Below are 15,843 nucleotides of genomic sequence, written 5' to 3' on the forward strand. Positions count from 1 at the left end.
ATGGTCGCGCACTCCCGGCAGGACAGTACGCTGGAATGGTCATGGGACTGCGTGTGCTTGCCGCCATGTCGGGCGGCGTCGACTCCGCCGTGGCCGCCGCTCGGATCGCCGAGGCCGGTCACGACGTCACTGGTGTGCACCTCGCGTTGTCGGCCAACCCCCAATCCCACCGCACTGGGGCGAGGGGCTGCTGCACGATCGAGGACTCGCGCGACGCGCGCCGCGCCGCCGACGTGATCGGCATCCCGTTCTACATCTGGGACATGGCCGAGCGCTTCCAGCGTGACGTGGTCGAGGACTTCGTGTCCGAGTACGCCGCGGGCCGCACGCCAAACCCGTGCCTGCGGTGCAACGAGAAGATCAAGTTCTCGGCGGTGCTCGATCGGGCGCTGGCCCTGGGCTTCGACGCGGTCGCCACCGGCCACCACGCCAAGCTGGTCGACGGGGTGCTGTCCAGGAGCGTCGACCAGGGCAAGGACCAGTCCTACGTGCTGGGCGTGCTCACCCGCGAGCAGCTCAGCCATGCGATCTTCCCGCTGGGCGGCTCGACCAAGGCCGAGGTTCGCGAGGAGGCCGCCAGGCGTGGCCTGACCGTCGCCGACAAGCCCGACAGCCACGACATCTGCTTCATCGCCGACGGCGACACCCGCGGCTTCCTGGCCAAGCGGCTCGGCTCGGCCGAGGGGCCCATCGTCGACCAGAGCGGCGAGGTCGTCGGCAGCCACCAGGGCGCCCACGGCTTCACGATCGGGCAGCGCAAGGGCCTGCACATCGACCGCCCCGCGTCCGACGGCCGGCCCCGCTACGTGCTGTCGATCGAGCCGGTGTCCAACACGGTCACGGTCGGCCCGCGTTCCGCGCTCGAGGTCACCTCGATCACGTGCGGCGGCCCGGTGTGGAACGGCCCGTCCACGGTCGAGGATCTGACCGTGCAGCTGCGGGCGCATGGAGAGGTGTACGGGTGCCGCTTCGCGGAGGCCGGTGGCGGCCTCCGCATCGAGCTCGACCGCCCGGCCACCGGAGTGGCGGCGGGCCAGGCGGCGGTGCTCTACTCCGGCGACACGGTGATCGGGTCGGCGACGATCGTCTCCGCTAGCTGAGCGTGGCGGACTCGCCGACCGCCAACCGGCGGAAGTCGGCGTTCTGCGTTTCCGACTCCGTCTTCAGCCAGGTGTCCACCAGGCCGAGGCCGGTGTCGTTGTACAAGCCGTCATGGGTGGAGAACGCCCTCCCTGGGTGGACCGTGCGGAGATACTCCACCATGTCCCCGAGCTTCAGCCACGGCCCGCCGGTCGGGACCAGCAGGGTGGGCACCTCCACGCCCGGGACCGTCAACGCGTCACCCGGGTAGAAGATCTCATCGTCGATGAGGAAGCCGATGTTCTGGACGGGCACGTCGGGATGGTTCTTGGCGTGCCACTCGCCGAACGCCCGCACGCGGAAACCGGCCGTCTCGAACGCGTCGCCGTGCCGTACCACCTGGACCTTCCCCGGAAGGTCCGTCAGCGCCGCGGCGACGCCCTCGCAGGTGTAGATCTCCAGGGCGGGCGAGGCGGCCTTCAGCTTGTCGACGTCCACGTGGTCCCAGTGCTCATGGGTGATCAGGACCGCATCGGCGCCGTCGAGCACCGGGCTCTCGGTGAACGTCCCCGGGTCGATGACCAGGACCTTGCCGTTCTTCTCCACGCGTACGCAGGCGTGCTCGTATTTCGTCAGCTCCACCCGGCAGAGCCTACGCTTGTGCCCATGTCTACGTGGGAAGCAACCGGGGTCGGGTCGCATCCGGGCGAGGATCATCTCGAGGCGATCAGGGTCGTGTTCGGCGAGGTGCCAGGGCTGCCGTACCTTCCCGAGCTGCCGGCCAGGGGCGTCGGCGCCGACATGATCGGCAGGACGGCCGGGATGCTCGTCGAGCTGCCCGTCGAGGTGCAGCCCTCCGGGTGGCGGCTGACCGATCGGCCGGGGCGCGACCACCAGCGGGCCGTCGACCATCTCCGGCGGGACCTCGACGGGCTCGAGGAGGTCGGGCACGACTACTCGGGGCCGCTCAAGCTGCAGGTCTGCGGGCCGTGGACGCTGGCCGGGTCGATCGAGCTGAAACACGGGGACAAGGTGCTCTCCGACGCGGGGGCCGTACGCGATCTGACCGCCTCGCTGGCGCAGGGGGTGGCCGACCACTGCGCCGAGGTGCGGCGGCGGCTGCCCGGGGTGACGGAGATCGTGCTGCAGCTCGACGAGCCCGGGCTGCCCGGGGTGCTGGCCGGGACCGTACCGACCGCCTCGGGGTTCGGGCGGCTCGCCGCCGTCGAGGAGTGGCGGGTGGAGGAGTCGCTGCGGTCCTTCGACAGCCCGATCGTGCACTGCTGCGCGCCGTCCGTGCCTTTCGACATGCTGCGCAGGGCCGGGGTGCGGGGAGTGTCGGTGGACGCCTCGCTGCTGCGGCGCAGGGACGAGGACGCCGTCGGGGAGTGCGTCGAGGCGGGCCTGGCGTTCTTCCTGGGGGTCGTGCCCGGCAGGGACACCCGGTTGCCGGACGTCGGGGTGGTCGCCAAGCCTGCGCTGGACCTGTGGCGGCGGCTCGGGTTCGCGCCCGATCGGCTGGCCGGGCAGGTCGTGCTGACTCCCTCCTGCGGGCTGGCCGGGGCGTCGCCACGGTACGCCCGTGCGGCGCTGGCGGCCTGCCGGAAAGCGGCCCAGGTGCTCAGGGACGACCCTGCAAGCGGGCTGCAAGGCGGCTGAGTAGCCTCCGGTTCATGATTCTTCGCACTGTGGCCGTGGCCGCCGCCGTCCTCGTCGCGTCCGCCACGCCCGCCCTCGCCTCCGCCAACCCGGAGGTGTGGAACTGGGGGTCGATCTACTCGGCCGATCGGGCGGGCAAGGCCAAGGGGAAGGTGGTGCACGACCGGCCGGGGTTCGTGGTCAGCGGGAAGCTGTACGACTTCCCCGGGCGTACGGGGTGCTCGTGGCTCAAGTTCCGGTGGGTCAAGGAGGAGGGCGGCAAGGGGTACAAGACGTACCACACCTGCTCCGGGACGAAGCCGCTGGAGTTCTCGTTCGAGGCCGGATACATCCTGTCCATTGAGGGCAAGGTCTGCCGCGGCACTGCCAAGACGGTCACCGGCAAGTGCTCGACCTGGGAAGGGGTCTGGGCCCAGGGCGGCTGAGGAGTGTTCTTGTCGGTGCCCGGCGGTAGCGTTTGGTCAGGGTGTTGGACGAGAGGAGACCCTGGTGACTGAGCCTGGCGCCGAGGTGGAGGGCGTGCCCGTGGCCGCCCTCAAGCGGCATGCCGAGCTGAGCGAGCTGGTCGAGGACGCTCGCTGGCGCTACTACGTGCTCGACCAGCCCACGGTCAGCGACGCCGAGTTCGACGGGTGGTTCAGAGAGCTGCTGGCGCTGGAGGAGGCGCATCCGACGCTCCAGACGCCCGACTCGCCCACCCAGAAGGTGGGCGCGCCGGTGTCGGGCGACTTCGCCAAGGTGCAGCACCTCAACCGGATGGAGAGCCTCGACAACGCCTTCAACGAGGCCGACATGGCCGCCTGGATGCAGCGGGCCGAGCGGCTGGCCGAGGGCGACCCGGGGCCGTACCTCTGCGAGCTGAAGATCGACGGGCTGGCGATCGCGCTGGTCTACCGCGACGGCAAGCTGGAGCGGGGCGCGACCCGTGGCGACGGGCGCACGGGCGACGACGTGACGGCCAACGTCCGCACGATCAAGGGCGTCCCCCACCGGCTCAAGGGTGACGACATCCCCAGCCTGGTCGAGGTGCGCGGCGAGGTCTACATCCCGGTCGACGACTTCAAGAAGCTCAACGAGCAGCTCGTCGAGCAGGGCAAGCCGCCGTTCGCCAACCCGCGCAACTCCGCGGCGGGCACGCTGCGGCAGAAGGACCCGCGCATCACGGCCCAGCGGCCGCTGCGGATGCTGGTGCACGGCATCGGCATCTGGGAGGGCTCGCCCGTGCCGAAGGCGCAGTCCGAGGTCTACGACCGGCTGCGGGAGTTCGGGCTGCCGGTCAGCGATCTCTACCAGGTGCTGCCCGGGCTGACCGAGATCAACGAGTTCATCGAGCACTACCGCGTGCACCGGCACGATCCCGCGTACGAGATCGACGGGGTGGTCGTGAAGGTCGACGACTTCCGCACACAGCGGGAGCTGGGCTCCACGTCGCGGGCGCCGCGCTGGGCGATCGCGTACAAGTACCCGCCGGAAGAGGTCAACACCAAGCTGCTCGACATCCAGGTGGGGGTCGGCCGCACGGGGCGCGTGACGCCGTACGCGGTGATGGAGCCCATTTCGGTGTCGGGCTCCACCGTCGAGCGGGCCACCCTGCACAACGCCGCCATCGTGGTCAAGAAGGGCGTGCTCATCGGCGACACCGTGGTGCTGCGCAAGGCGGGCGACGTCATCCCGGAGATCGTCGGGCCGGTGGCGCCGCTGCGCGACGGGTCGGAGCGAGAGTTCGTCATGCCGACCCACTGCCCCGAGTGCGGCACCGAGCTGGCGTACGAGAAGGAGGGCGACGCCGACCTGCGCTGCCCCAACGCGCGCAGCTGCCCTGCCCAGATCCGCGAGCGCATCTTCTTCGCGGCCGGGCGGCGCGCCCTCGACATCGACGGGCTCGGCTACGTCGCGGCCACCGCGCTCACCCAGCCGCTGCCGCCCCAGGAGCCCGTGGTGCGCACCGAGGCCGACCTGTTCGACCTGACGCTGGAGCAGCTGCTGCCCATCAAGTCGGTGGTGCGCGACCAGGACACCGGCCTGCCCAAGATCGATCCCAAGACGGGGGAGCAGAAGGTCGTCACCTTCTTCTCCAACATCGACGGCAAGCCCAGCCAGAATGCGCTGCAGCTCATGGAGGAGCTGGAGCGGGCCAAGCAGGTGCCGCTCGCGCAGCTGCTGGTCGCCCTGTCCATCCGCCACATCGGCCCGCCCACCGCCCGCGCGCTGGCCGACGAGATGCGCTCGATCGAGCGCATCATGAACGCCTCGGAGGAGGAACTGGCCGCCGTCGAGGGCATCGGGCCCCGGGTGGCGGCGACGATCCGGGAGTGGTTCTCCGTCGACTGGCACCGCGAGATCATCGAACGGTGGCGGGCCGCCGGAGTGCGGATGGAGGACGAGCCCGCGCCGGAGAAGGGGCCGCAGACCCTCGCGGGGCTGACGTTCGTGGTGACGGGCACGCTGGAGGGCTACACCCGCGACTCGGCCTCCGACGCGCTCACCAGCCGGGGCGGGAAGGTTTCGGGGTCGGTGTCCAAGAAGACCTCGTTCCTGGTGGCGGGGGAGAACGCGGGGTCGAAGTACGACAAGGCGGTGAGCCTCGGGGTGCCGATCCTGGACGGGGGCGGGTTCGAGCTCCTCCTGAAGGAAGGCCCGGAGTCGGCGGCCGCGGCCGCGATCACTCCGGAGGCTTAGCCCCACGGCCGCCCACGCGGGCGGCCGTGACTTCCGTCTCGGCGCTGGGGTGCGGTGCTCGGCCCATGTGGTCGGTGCGGCGTGCATGGCACACCGGCGCCGGGCTCCGCCACACCACATCCCGCCGACGCGGCGCTTCAAGGAACGCGCCGTGCCGGCACCAGGTGCGATGCGCACCTGCCCCGCTCGATTCCGCATGCGCGACATGCCGTGTGCCACGCCGTCTCGATGTGGCGGCGGCGGGGTGTGCCGGGAGTGTGTGCGGCTTGCTACCGAGGGTGGTTTCTGGGTATATGTCGGAAAGGAGAAGTGACGGAACGTACGCGCTTGGTTTCGCGAAGTGGGGTGAAGGTCGTACCCTCCCATAGTGACCTAATGGGGGTTCTGTTACCGATGACTGGCCCAACCGACACCCGCGACACCGGACCACGCGTCGGCACGCCGCTGTGGGCGTTTCTCGCGGGCATAACCGTGATCGGCTTCACCGCGCTCGTGGTGGCCATGCTCAGGCTGGACGCCGGCGGACTGCTGGAGCTGGCCCGCACGTCGCTGTTCTGGGTGCTGTCGGTGCTGGTGATCCTGGGTGAGCTGAGGCCCGTGATGGTGTCCTCCGCCACCACCGTGGGCGGCACGTATCCGTCCACCATGTTCACCTTCGCCGTGCTGCTGCACTTCGGGCTGCCCGTCGCGGTGCTGATGCAGGCCGTCGCCGTCGCCATGAACGGGGTGGTGACGCGTAAGTCGTGGCATCGGGTCATGTTCAACATCGCGCAGTCGACCCTCGCGCTCACCGCGGCGGCCGTGGTGCTGGGGCTGTTCGGCATCGTGCCGAGCCCGGCCGCGCCATGGGTGCCGGGCGGCGGAGATCTGGCGGCGATCGCGCTGGCCGGGGTCGCGTACTTCGCCACCAGGGCCACCCTCGTGTGCGGCGCGGTCGCGCTGCACGAGAGGCGCTCGATCGCGCGGGTGCTCAAGGTCACGGTCGGCCCGCAGGCCCTCGTGTACGTCGGGCTCCTCGGCCTGGCGCCCCTGGTCGTCGTGGTCATGGAGCACTCGCCCGGGCTGGTGCCCCTGTTCGTCGCCCCCCTCACCGCCGTCTACTTCACCGCCACGCTCTCCATGCGCCGTGACCACCAGGCCATGCACGACGAGCTGACCGGCCTGCCCAACCGCAAGATGCTCATCGTCAGCACGGAGGAGGCGCTGGCCGAGGCCAGGCAGGACGAGCGGGTCGGCCTGTTCCTGCTCGACCTCGACCGGTTCAAGGAGGTCAACGACACGATGGGGCATCCGGTGGGCGACCGGTTGCTGCAGATGGTCGCGCACAGGCTCACCCATTCGGTACGGCCGGGCGACGTCGTGGCGCGGCTGGGCGGCGACGAGTTCGCCGTGCTGCTGCCCTCGATCAGGGACGCCCACGCGGCCAGGGAGGTCGCGGCGCGGCTGCGCGCGGCGCTGACCGAGCCGGTCCGGTTGGAGGGCATGACCTTCGACGTGGACGGCTCCGTCGGGATCGCGCTCTATCCGGACCACGCCCCCGATTTCGAGCTGCTCCTGCAGCGGGCCGACGTGGCCATGTACCTGGCGAAGGAGGGGCGTACCGGTGTTGAGCTCTACCAGCCCGACAAGGACCGAAACTCGCCGGAACGCCTCAACCTCCTCGGCGACCTGCGCCGCGCCATCGACAACCGTGAGCTCCGCCTGCACTACCAGCCCAAGGTCAGCCTCGAGACCGGCGCCGTCCAGGGGGTCGAGGCCCTGCTGCGCTGGCACCACCCGGTGCACGGGTCGATCGCGCCGTCGGAGTTCGTCCCGCTGGCCGAGCAGTCCTACCTGATGCGGCCGCTTACGGCGCATGTCATCGAGGCGGCGCTCGAGCAGGCCGCCCGCTGGTGGCACGCGGGGATGCGGGTGCCGATCTCCGTCAACATCTCGGCCCGCGACCTGCTCGACTCGGCCCTGCCGGAGCGGTTGGAGGAGGGCCTGGCCGAGCACGGGCTCCCGCCCGGGGCCATCCAGCTGGAGGTGACGGAGCGAATCCTGACCGGTGACCAGGCGTACACCCAGGAGACCATCAAGGCCCTGGCCACGCTGGGCGTGCCGCTGGCGCTCGACGACTTCGGCACCGGCTACTCCTCGCTCATCAGGCTCCAGCGCCTGGCGGTGTCCGAAGTCAAGATCGACGCCTCGTTCGTCCGCCGGATCGCCGAGTCGGAGGACGACGACCGGATCGTCCGCTCGATCGTGGACCTGGTCCGCTCGCTCGGCCTGCGCTCGGTCGCGGAGGGCGTGGAGTCGGACGAGGTGGCGATGCGGCTGGCGGAGATGGGCTGCGACATGGGGCAGGGGTGGTTGTTCGGCCGGCCCATGCCCGCCGCCGACGCCACGGTCTGGCTCAGGGAGCACGCCGGGGCGGGCCCCGGGATCGAGTACAGCTACCGGCCCGAGGTCAGCCGCTCAGCCTGACCCGGTGAGCCGCCATTCGTCGCGGGCGGGTTACTGGTTCGGGCGTGCTGCGTCAAGGCCCCTAGGATGGCAGTGTCCACCAAGAACACTCCATCCACGAAACGGGTTAAACGACTCATGTCCGCCATAACCCGCGACGAGGTCGCACACCTGGCCCGGTTGTCCAGGCTGGCGCTCACCGACGACGAGCTCGACCACTACGCCACCCAGCTCGATGCCATCATCGAAGCGGTCGCGAAAGTAGCCGAGGTCGCCGCCGAGGATGTGCCGCCGTCGTCGCACGCGCTTCCGCTGACCAATGTCTTCCGTGCCGACGAGGTGCGACAGTCCCTGACGCCCGACCAGGCGCTCTCCGGCGCGCCCGCCGTCGAGGACGACCGCTTCCGGGTGCCGCGCATCCTTGGGGAGGAGGCATGAGCGAGCGCAGCGAGCGAACAATCAAACACAGCCTTGTCAGGCTCATGCGCCCGACGAAGGAGGGCTCATGAGCCTGATCCGTAAGACCGCCGCCGAGCTGGGATCGATGATCGCCGGCGGCGAGGTGTCGGCCGTCGAGGTGGCCGAGGCGCATCTCGACCGCATGGTCGAGGTGGAGCCCAAGATCCAGGCGTTCCTCCACGTCGATCGCGAGACGACGCTGGAGCAGGCGCGGGCCGTCGACGCCAGGCTGCGGGCGGGCGAGAAGCTCGGGCCGCTGGCCGGCGTGCCGATCGCGCACAAGGACATCTTCGCCACGCGTGACATGCCGACGACCGCCGCGTCCAAGATCCTCGAAGGGTGGCGCCCGCCGTACGACGCGACCGTCACCGCGCGGCTGCGCGAGGCCGGGCTGGTCTTCCTCGGCAAGACGAACCTGGACGAGTTCGCCATGGGCTCCTCCACGGAAAACTCGGCCTACCAGGTCACCCGCAACCCGTGGGACCTGTCCAAGGTGCCGGGCGGCTCGTCGGGCGGCTCCAGCGCCGCCGTGGCCGCGTACGAGGCGCCGCTGTCCACGGGCACCGACACGGGCGGCTCGATCCGCCAGCCGGCCGCGGTGACCGGGATCGTGGGGATGAAGCCGACGTACGGTGGCTCGTCCCGTTACGGGCTCATCGCGTTCGCCAGCTCGCTCGACACCCCGGGCCCGTTCGCGCGTAACGTGCTCGACGCGGCGCTGCTGCACGAGGCGTTCTCCGGGCACGACCCGATGGACTCCACCTCGGTCGACGCCCCCGTGCCGAGCGTGGTCGAGGCCGCGAAGCACCCCGACGTCGCCGGCATGCGGATCGGCGTCGTCAAGGAGTTCGCCGGCGAGGGCTACCAGGCCGGCGTGCTGGCCCGCTACCACGAGGCCGTCCAGCTCCTCGAGTCGCTCGGGGCCAAGGTCGTCGAGGTCTCCTGCCCGTCGTTCACGACCGCGCTGCCCGCCTACTACCTGATCGCGCCGTCGGAGTGCTCGTCCAACCTGGCGCGCTTCGACGCCATGCGCTACGGCCTGCGCGTCGGCGACGACGGCACCCGCAGCGCCGAGGAGGTCATGGCGCTGACCAGGGCCGCCGGGTTCGGTCCCGAGGTCAAGCGGCGCATCATGCTCGGCACGTACGCGCTGTCGAGCGGCTACTACGACGCCTACTACGGCCAGGCGCAGAAGGTGCGCACGGTCATCTCCCGCGAGTTCGAGGCCGCCTACCAGCAGGTGGACGTGCTGGTGTCGCCGACCACGCCGACCACGGCGTTCGCGATCGGCGAGCGTGCCGACGACCCGATCGCGATGTACCTCGCCGACCTGTGCACCATCCCGTCCAACCTGGCCGGCAACGCGGCCATGTCGGTGCCGGTCGGCCTGGCCGACGAGGACAACCTGCCGGTCGGCCTGCAGATCATGGCGCCGGTCCTGGCCGACGACCGCTGCTACCGCGTCGGCGCCGCCGTCGAGAAGGCCCTGGAGAGCCGCTGGGGCGGCCCGCTGCTGAAGGAGGCCCCGTCGCTATGACCATGGTCTATGACGAAGCGCTCGACCGGTTCGAGCCGGTGCTCGGCCTGGAGACGCACGTCGAGCTGGGCACCAGGTCGAAGATGTTCTGCGGCTGCAAGACCACCTTCGGCGCTCCGCCCAACACGCAGGTCTGCCCGACCTGCCTGGCGTTCCCCGGATCGCTGCCGGTGGCCAACGTCCAGGCCATCGAGTCGACCATCCGCATCGGCCTGGCACTGAACTGCTCGATCGCCGAGTGGTGCCGCTTCGCCCGGAAGAACTACTTCTATCCGGACATGCCGAAGAACTACCAGATCTCGCAGTACGACGAGCCGCTCTGCGTCGACGGCTACGTCGACGTCGAGGTCGACGGCAAGACCGTGCGGATCGAGATCGAGCGGGTGCACCTGGAGGAGGACACCGGCAAGTCCACCCACGTGGGCGGCGCGACCGGGCGCATCCACGGGGCCGACTACTCGATCGTCGACTACAACCGCGCCGGCATCCCGCTGGTCGAGATCGTGACCAAGCCCATCCCCGGCACCGACCGGCTCGCGCCCGAGGTGGCCAGGGCGTACGTCACCGAGCTGCGGGAGATCATGCGCTCGCTCGGCGTCTCCGACGTGCGCATGGAGGAGGGCTCGCTGCGCTGCGACGTCAACGTGTCGCTCATGCCGCGGGGCGCGTCCGAGTGGGGCACCCGTACGGAGACCAAGAACGTCAACTCCCTGCGCAGCGTCGAGCGGTCCGTGCGGAGCGAGATCGAGCGGCAGGCTGGCATCCTGGCCGAGGGCGGGAAGATCTTTCAGGAGACCCGGCACTTCCACGAGGACACCGGCACCACCACGTCGGGAAGGTCCAAGGAGGAAGCGCAGGACTACCGCTACTTCCCCGAGCCCGACCTGGTGCCGATCGCGCCCGACCCGGCGTGGGTGGCCGAGCTGAAGGCGGCGCTGCCCGAGCTGCCGTCGGTCAAGCGCAAGCGGCTGCAGGCCGAGTGGGGGCTGTCCGACCTCGACATGGAGGCCATGCACAACGCCGACGCGATCGACCTGGTCGAGGCCACGGTCGCGGCGGGCGCCCCGGCGGCGGACGCGCGCAAGTGGTGGATGGGCGAGCTGGCCAGGCGGGCGAACGAGGCCGGCACCCCGCTGGCCGACCTGCCCATCACCCCGGCCCAGATCGCCAGGGTGACCGAGCTGGTGGCCTCGGGCGCGCTCAACGACAAGCTGGCGCGCGAGGTGCTCGAAGGCGTGCTGGCCGGTGAGGGCACGCCCGACGAGGTGGTCGAGAAGCGCGGGCTGCAGATCGTCAGCGACGAGGGCGAGCTGCTGGCGATCATCGACCAGGTCCTGGCCGACAACGCCGACGCGGCCGAGAAGGTCAGGTCCGGCAAGATCGCGGCGGCGGGCGCCCTGGTGGGCGGCGTCATGAGGGCCAGCAAGGGCAAGGCTGACGCGGCCCGTGCCCGCCAGCTGATCCTGGAGAAGCTGGGCGTCTCCGAGTAGTCGCTGTTGTCGCAGAAGGCCTCGCCGCCGCTATGGGTGGCGGGGCCTTCGTGCTGCTGGCCGGTCCTAGGTCCAATTGCCGGTGCCGATGTAGGGCTCCCGCTGGATGTGGGGGGAGCCGGGCCGCCGTACGTTCGCCGCATGACGAGGAAAGCATTGACGGCGGGCCTGGTGGCCATGGTGTCGCTGGTGGCCTTCGAGTACATGGCGGTCGCGATCGCCATGCCGGTCGTGGCCAGGGAGCTCGGCGGGCTGGAGCTGTACGGGTTGGCGTTCAGCGGCGCGATGGCCGCCAGCGTGATCGGGACCGTGCTCGGCGGCCGGTGGGCCGACGTGCGCGGCCCTCTGGCGCCAATGTGGACCGGCGTCGCGGGCTTCGTCGGCGGGCTGACGGTGGCGGGGCTGGCGCCGAGCATGGAGGTGCTGATCGCCGGACGGTTCCTGCAGGGGTTCGGCGGCGCGCTGGTCAGTGTGGCGATGTACGTGGTGGTGGCCCGGGTCTATCCCGAGAACCTGCATCCCAAGATCTTCTCGTTGTTCGCGACCGCGTGGGTGGTGCCCTCCATGGTGGGGCCGGCCATCGTGGGCGTGGTCACCGACACGCTCGGCTGGCGCTGGGTGTTCCTGCTGGTGCCGATCATGACCGTGGCGGGCGGCCTGGTGCTGCTGCGCGGACTGGCCGGGCAGCCGGTGAGCGGCGGGCAGGCCGAGCCCGCGCCCGGGCTGCCGGGCAAGGTCGCCTGGGCGGCCGTGACCGCCGTCGGGGCGGGGCTCATGCAGTACGGCAGCGACGGGCGGCTGCCCCTCCTGGTCGCGGGCCTGGTCGTGCTGGTCGTGGCCCTGCCCAGGCTGCTTCCCGCCGGCACCCTGCGGGCCGCGCGCGGGCTGCCTGCCGTGGTCGGGCTGCGTGGCCTGGCCGCCGGCGCGTTCTTCGCGGCAGAGGTGATGGTGCCGCTCATGCTGATCGAAGAGCGCGGCCTGTCCGCGCTGGCGGCCGGGTTCGCCATCATGGGCGGCTCCCTGACCTGGTCGTTCGCGTCGTGGCTGCAGGGACGCGAGACCTTCAGCCAGATGACGAACCTGCGGCTCGGCTCGGCCGCGATCGCGCTCGGCATCCTGCTCATGGGCGCGGTGACGTTCACCGCGGTGCCCCTGGCGCTGGCGTACCCGGCGTGGATCATCACGGGGTTCGGGATCGGGCTGGTGTACCCGACGCTGTCGGTCCGCACGCTGGAGCTGTCGGCGCCCGGCGAGCAGGGGAAGAACAGCTCGGCGCTGCAGGTGGGCGAGTCGGTGTTCTCGGTGGTGGCGGTGGCCGTCACCGGCGCGTTGTTCGCGGCCGCCGGGTCGGGCTACTGGGCGGTGTTCGCCGCCACCCTCGTCATGGCGCTCGCCGGGCTGGCGATCGCCCCTCGGTCGGTGAAGAGCGGTTCCGCCGTGCCGGCGGAACCGTCTCCAGCGTCGCTCACTCGACCGGCGTGACCGCGCGCCGCCGGGCCGACAGCTTCCTGAACACCGGCGCGAGCAGGGCCAGGAACGCCAGCACCAGCAGCGCCACCGCCACAGGGCTCTTCACCAGCACCGTCACGTCGCCCGCCCCGATGGCCAGCGCCCTGCGGAGCTGGATCTCGGCCATCGGACCCAGGATCATGCCGATCACCGCCGGGGCCACCGGAAGGCCGAAGCGGCGCATGGCGTAGCCCAGGAGGCCCAGGACGTACAGGACGACGAGGTCGACCACGGTGCCGTTCAGGGCGTAGACGCCGAGCGCGGCGAACAGGACGATCCCGGCGTACAGGTACGGGCGCTCGATACGCAGGACGCGGGCCCACAGGGGTGCCAGGGGCAGGTTGAGCACCAGCAGCATCGCGTTGCCGATGAACAGCGACGCGATCATGCCCCACACCAGCGCCGGGTTGTGGTCGAACAGCTGCGGGCCGGGCTGGAGCCCGTACTGCTGGAAGGCGGCCAGCAGGATCGCGGCCGTCGCCGACGTGGGCAGGCCCAGTGTGAGCAGCGGGACGAGGGTGCCCGCCGCCGAGGCGTTGTTGGCCGCCTCGGGGCCGGCCACGCCCTCGATGGCTCCCTTGCCGAACTCCTCCCGGGCGACCCCGCGCGCCAGCCGCTGCTCGGCCGCGTACGACAGGAACGTGGGGATCTCCGCCCCGCCGCCGGGCAGCGCGCCGAACGGGAAGCCCAGCGCGGTGCCGCGCAGCCACGGCAGCCACGAGCGCCGCCAGTCGGACCGGCCCATCCAGGCGCGGCCGACCGGGACCACCTCGGGCGACCCGTGACGCAGCCGCGAGGCCACGTAGAGTGCCTCGCCGAGCGCGAAGAGGCCGACCGCGACGATCACCACGTCGATGCCGTCGAGCAGCTGCGGGATGCCCAGCGTGAGCCGTGCCTGCCCGGTCTGCTGGTCGATGCCGACGAGCCCGATCACCAGCCCGAGCCCCAGGGAGGCCAGGCCGCGCACGACCGAGCGGGACAACACGGACGACACGGCGGTGAAGGCCAGGATCGCCAGCGCGAAGTAGTCCTCAGGGCCGAACGAGATCGCGAAGCTCACCACCGCCGGCGCCGCCACGACCAGCAGCGCCGTGGCGATCGTGCCCGCCACGAACGACCCGATGGCCGCCGTGGCCAGCGCCTGCGCCGCCCGCCCGCGCCGGGCCATCTTGTTGCCCTCCAGCGCCGTGATCATCGAGGAGGACTCGCCGGGCGTGTTGAGCAGGATGGAGGTGGTCGAGCCGCCGTACATGCCGCCGTAGTAGATGCCCGCGAACATGATGAACGCGCTGGCCGGCGGCACCGTGAACGTGATCGGCAGCAGCAGCGCCACGGTCATCGCGGGCCCGATGCCGGGCAGCACGCCGACCAGGGTGCCGAGCGTGACGCCGACGAGCGCGTACAGGAGGTTGACGGGGGTGAGCGCGGCGGCGAAGCCGTCGATCAGAAGCTGCAGCGACTCCACTTAGATCACCCCCGCCAGCGGCCCGCCCGGCAGGGACACGCCGAGGCCCTTGACGAACAGCAGATACGTGGCGAGCCCCATGACCACCGAGACCACGGCCGCGCGCCGCTTGTGCTCGGCGCCCAGCGCCACCGACAGGCCGAAGAACAGCAGGCTCGCGCCGATGATCCAGCCGACCACGTTCAGGAGCGCCGCGAACGCCAGGAAGATCCCGCTGACCAGCCCGACGCTCCGCCAGTCCGCGGGGGCGTCGACGTCCACGTCCTCGCTCTCCTCGGGATCACCGTGGCCGCCGCGGATGACGTCCACCACGTAGAGCAGGCCGATGAGCACCATGGCGCCGCCCACCAGCATGGGGAAGAAGCGCGGACCGATGCCGAGCTGGGAGGCCGCGGCGGAGACGTCGAGCGTTCCGACCACGACGAACACGCCCAGCACCAGCACTACGACCGCCAGCCCGAGCTCGGGCCGCCACCAGCGAGCCATCAGGAAACGAGCCCCATCTCGGCGATGATGCCCTTGACCCGGGTCTGCTCGGCGTTCAGGAAGTCGGTGAACTGCTGGCCGGTCTGGAACGAGTCGATCCAGCCGTTCTTGGCCACCGCGTCCTTCCACGGCTGCGAGTCGTGCATCTTGGTGACCAGGTCGGTCAGGGCCTTCTTGTCGGCGTCGGAGAGCCCGCCGGGGGCGACGAAGCCGCGCCAGTTGGACAGCTCGACGTTCAGGCCGCCCTCCTTGAGCGTGGGCGCGTCCAGGCCGGAGATCCGCTGGCCGGAGGTCACGCCGAGGGCGCGCAGCTTGCCCGACTTGACGTGCTCGGCGAACTCGCCCACGCCCGAGATGCCCGCGCTGACCTTGTTGCCGAGCAGCTCGTTGAGCGCCTCGCCGCCGCCCGAGTGGGCGATGTAGTTGACCTGCTTGGGGTCCACGCCCGCGGCCTTGGCCATCAGGCCGGCCACGATGTGGTCGGTGCCGCCCGCGGAGCCGCCCGAGATCGACACCTTCTTGGGGTCGGTCTTCCAGGCCGCCACCAGGTCGGCCAGCGTCTTGTACGGGGACTCGGCCGGGACCACGACGATCTCGTACTCCTCGGTCAGCTTGGCGATGGGCGTGGTCTCGGCCAGCGTGACCTTGGACTTGTTCTGCTCGATGGCGCCGACCATGACCAGGCCCATGGTCATCAGCAGGTTGCCGTTGCCCTTCTCGCCGGCGAGCTGCGCCAGGCCGATCGTGCCGCCCGCGCCGGGCACGTTGAACACCTCGACCTTGCGCTTGGAGTCGGCGGCCTTGATCGCCTGCTCGGCGATGCGGGAGGTCTGGTCCCAGCCGCCGCCGGGCGCGGCCGGAGCCATGATCCGCAACGAGCCGCTGGCGGAGGTGCCGGTGCCGGACTCGCCGCAGCCGGTCAGCGCGGCGAGGGAGAGTGCCGCGAGAGCGGCGAGTACGCGCAAGCGCATGATCACTCCAGGGGGTGTTTTTTCACGGTTGTAAAACTGGGATGGTGAAGCCCTCGCCCGTCC

The 15,843-nt window shown here is 70.9% G+C and carries 13 protein-coding genes; 9 read left to right on the forward strand and 4 right to left on the reverse strand.

Features of this window, described 5'->3' with window-relative positions; genetic code table 11:
* Positions 1 to 41 precede the first annotated feature (41 nt).
* Entirely contained in the window at positions 42 to 1,100 is a 1,059-nt protein-coding gene (gene mnmA / locus ABN273_RS21905) for a tRNA 2-thiouridine(34) synthase MnmA (RefSeq protein ID WP_349450806.1), read from the forward strand.
* Here the strand turns inward: mnmA and ABN273_RS21910 are convergent.
* Positions 1,093 to 1,722, reverse strand: a complete 630-nt coding sequence (locus tag ABN273_RS21910) for an MBL fold metallo-hydrolase (RefSeq protein WP_349450807.1) — start codon at positions 1,720 to 1,722, stop codon at positions 1,093 to 1,095. The two genes, mnmA and ABN273_RS21910, sit on opposite strands and share 8 nt — an antisense overlap.
* A 24-nt stretch (positions 1,723 to 1,746) precedes the next feature.
* On the opposite strand from ABN273_RS21910, the gene ABN273_RS21915 reads away from it, so the two are divergent.
* From ABN273_RS21915 to ABN273_RS21950, 8 genes are all read left to right on the forward strand, one after another.
* Positions 1,747 to 2,739, forward strand: a complete 993-nt coding sequence (locus ABN273_RS21915; protein WP_349450808.1) for a methionine synthase — start codon at positions 1,747 to 1,749, stop codon at positions 2,737 to 2,739.
* A gap of 14 nt (positions 2,740 to 2,753) precedes the next feature.
* Positions 2,754 to 3,164: a hypothetical protein gene (locus ABN273_RS21920; RefSeq protein WP_349450809.1), complete on the forward strand. Its 411-nt coding sequence runs from the start codon at positions 2,754 to 2,756 to the stop codon at positions 3,162 to 3,164.
* Positions 3,165 to 3,225: 61 nt separating this feature from the next.
* The gene (gene ligA / locus ABN273_RS21925) at positions 3,226 to 5,418 is read left to right on the forward strand and encodes an NAD-dependent DNA ligase LigA (RefSeq protein ID WP_502911109.1); all 2,193 of its coding nucleotides are present in this window, start codon (positions 3,226 to 3,228) and stop codon (positions 5,416 to 5,418) included.
* Between the two features lie 393 nt (positions 5,419 to 5,811).
* Complete coding sequence (locus ABN273_RS21930; protein ID WP_349450811.1) at positions 5,812 to 7,884, forward strand: putative bifunctional diguanylate cyclase/phosphodiesterase; 2,073 nt, start codon at positions 5,812 to 5,814, stop codon at positions 7,882 to 7,884.
* 117 nt (positions 7,885 to 8,001) lie between these two features.
* A complete protein-coding gene (gene gatC / locus ABN273_RS21935; protein WP_344991736.1) occupies positions 8,002 to 8,301 on the forward strand; it encodes an Asp-tRNA(Asn)/Glu-tRNA(Gln) amidotransferase subunit GatC in 300 nt (99 codons plus the stop codon).
* A 67-nt stretch (positions 8,302 to 8,368) separates the two neighbouring features.
* Positions 8,369 to 9,859, forward strand: a complete 1,491-nt coding sequence (gatA, locus tag ABN273_RS21940) for an Asp-tRNA(Asn)/Glu-tRNA(Gln) amidotransferase subunit GatA (RefSeq protein WP_349450812.1) — start codon at positions 8,369 to 8,371, stop codon at positions 9,857 to 9,859.
* Positions 9,860 to 9,861: 2 nt separating this feature from the next.
* Complete coding sequence (gene gatB, locus ABN273_RS21945) at positions 9,862 to 11,349, forward strand: Asp-tRNA(Asn)/Glu-tRNA(Gln) amidotransferase subunit GatB (RefSeq protein ID WP_349450932.1); 1,488 nt, start codon at positions 9,862 to 9,864, stop codon at positions 11,347 to 11,349.
* A gap of 141 nt (positions 11,350 to 11,490) precedes the next feature.
* Complete coding sequence (locus ABN273_RS21950; RefSeq protein ID WP_349450813.1) at positions 11,491 to 12,831, forward strand: MFS transporter; 1,341 nt, start codon at positions 11,491 to 11,493, stop codon at positions 12,829 to 12,831.
* On the opposite strand, the gene ABN273_RS21955 is transcribed toward ABN273_RS21950, so the two are convergent.
* The 3 genes from ABN273_RS21955 to ABN273_RS21965 are packed head-to-tail and all read right to left on the reverse strand — an operon-like array spanning position 12,815 to position 15,780.
* Entirely contained in the window at positions 12,815 to 14,323 is a 1,509-nt protein-coding gene (locus ABN273_RS21955) for a tripartite tricarboxylate transporter permease (protein WP_349450814.1), read from the reverse strand. The two genes, ABN273_RS21950 and ABN273_RS21955, sit on opposite strands and share 17 nt — an antisense overlap.
* Positions 14,324 to 14,809 carry a tripartite tricarboxylate transporter TctB family protein gene (locus tag ABN273_RS21960; RefSeq protein WP_349450815.1) on the reverse strand — a complete coding sequence of 162 codons (486 nt, stop codon included), beginning with the start codon at positions 14,807 to 14,809 and terminating at the stop codon, positions 14,324 to 14,326.
* Positions 14,809 to 15,780 carry a Bug family tripartite tricarboxylate transporter substrate binding protein gene (locus ABN273_RS21965; RefSeq protein ID WP_349450816.1) on the reverse strand — a complete coding sequence of 324 codons (972 nt, stop codon included), beginning with the start codon at positions 15,778 to 15,780 and terminating at the stop codon, positions 14,809 to 14,811. The genes ABN273_RS21960 and ABN273_RS21965 overlap by 1 nt, the downstream gene beginning before the upstream one ends.
* Between the last annotated feature and the right edge of the window lie 63 nt (positions 15,781 to 15,843).

This window comes from Nonomuraea sp. B19D2 (assembly GCF_040137845.1).
In the GTDB taxonomy this organism is placed as follows: domain Bacteria; phylum Actinomycetota; class Actinomycetes; order Streptosporangiales; family Streptosporangiaceae; genus Nonomuraea.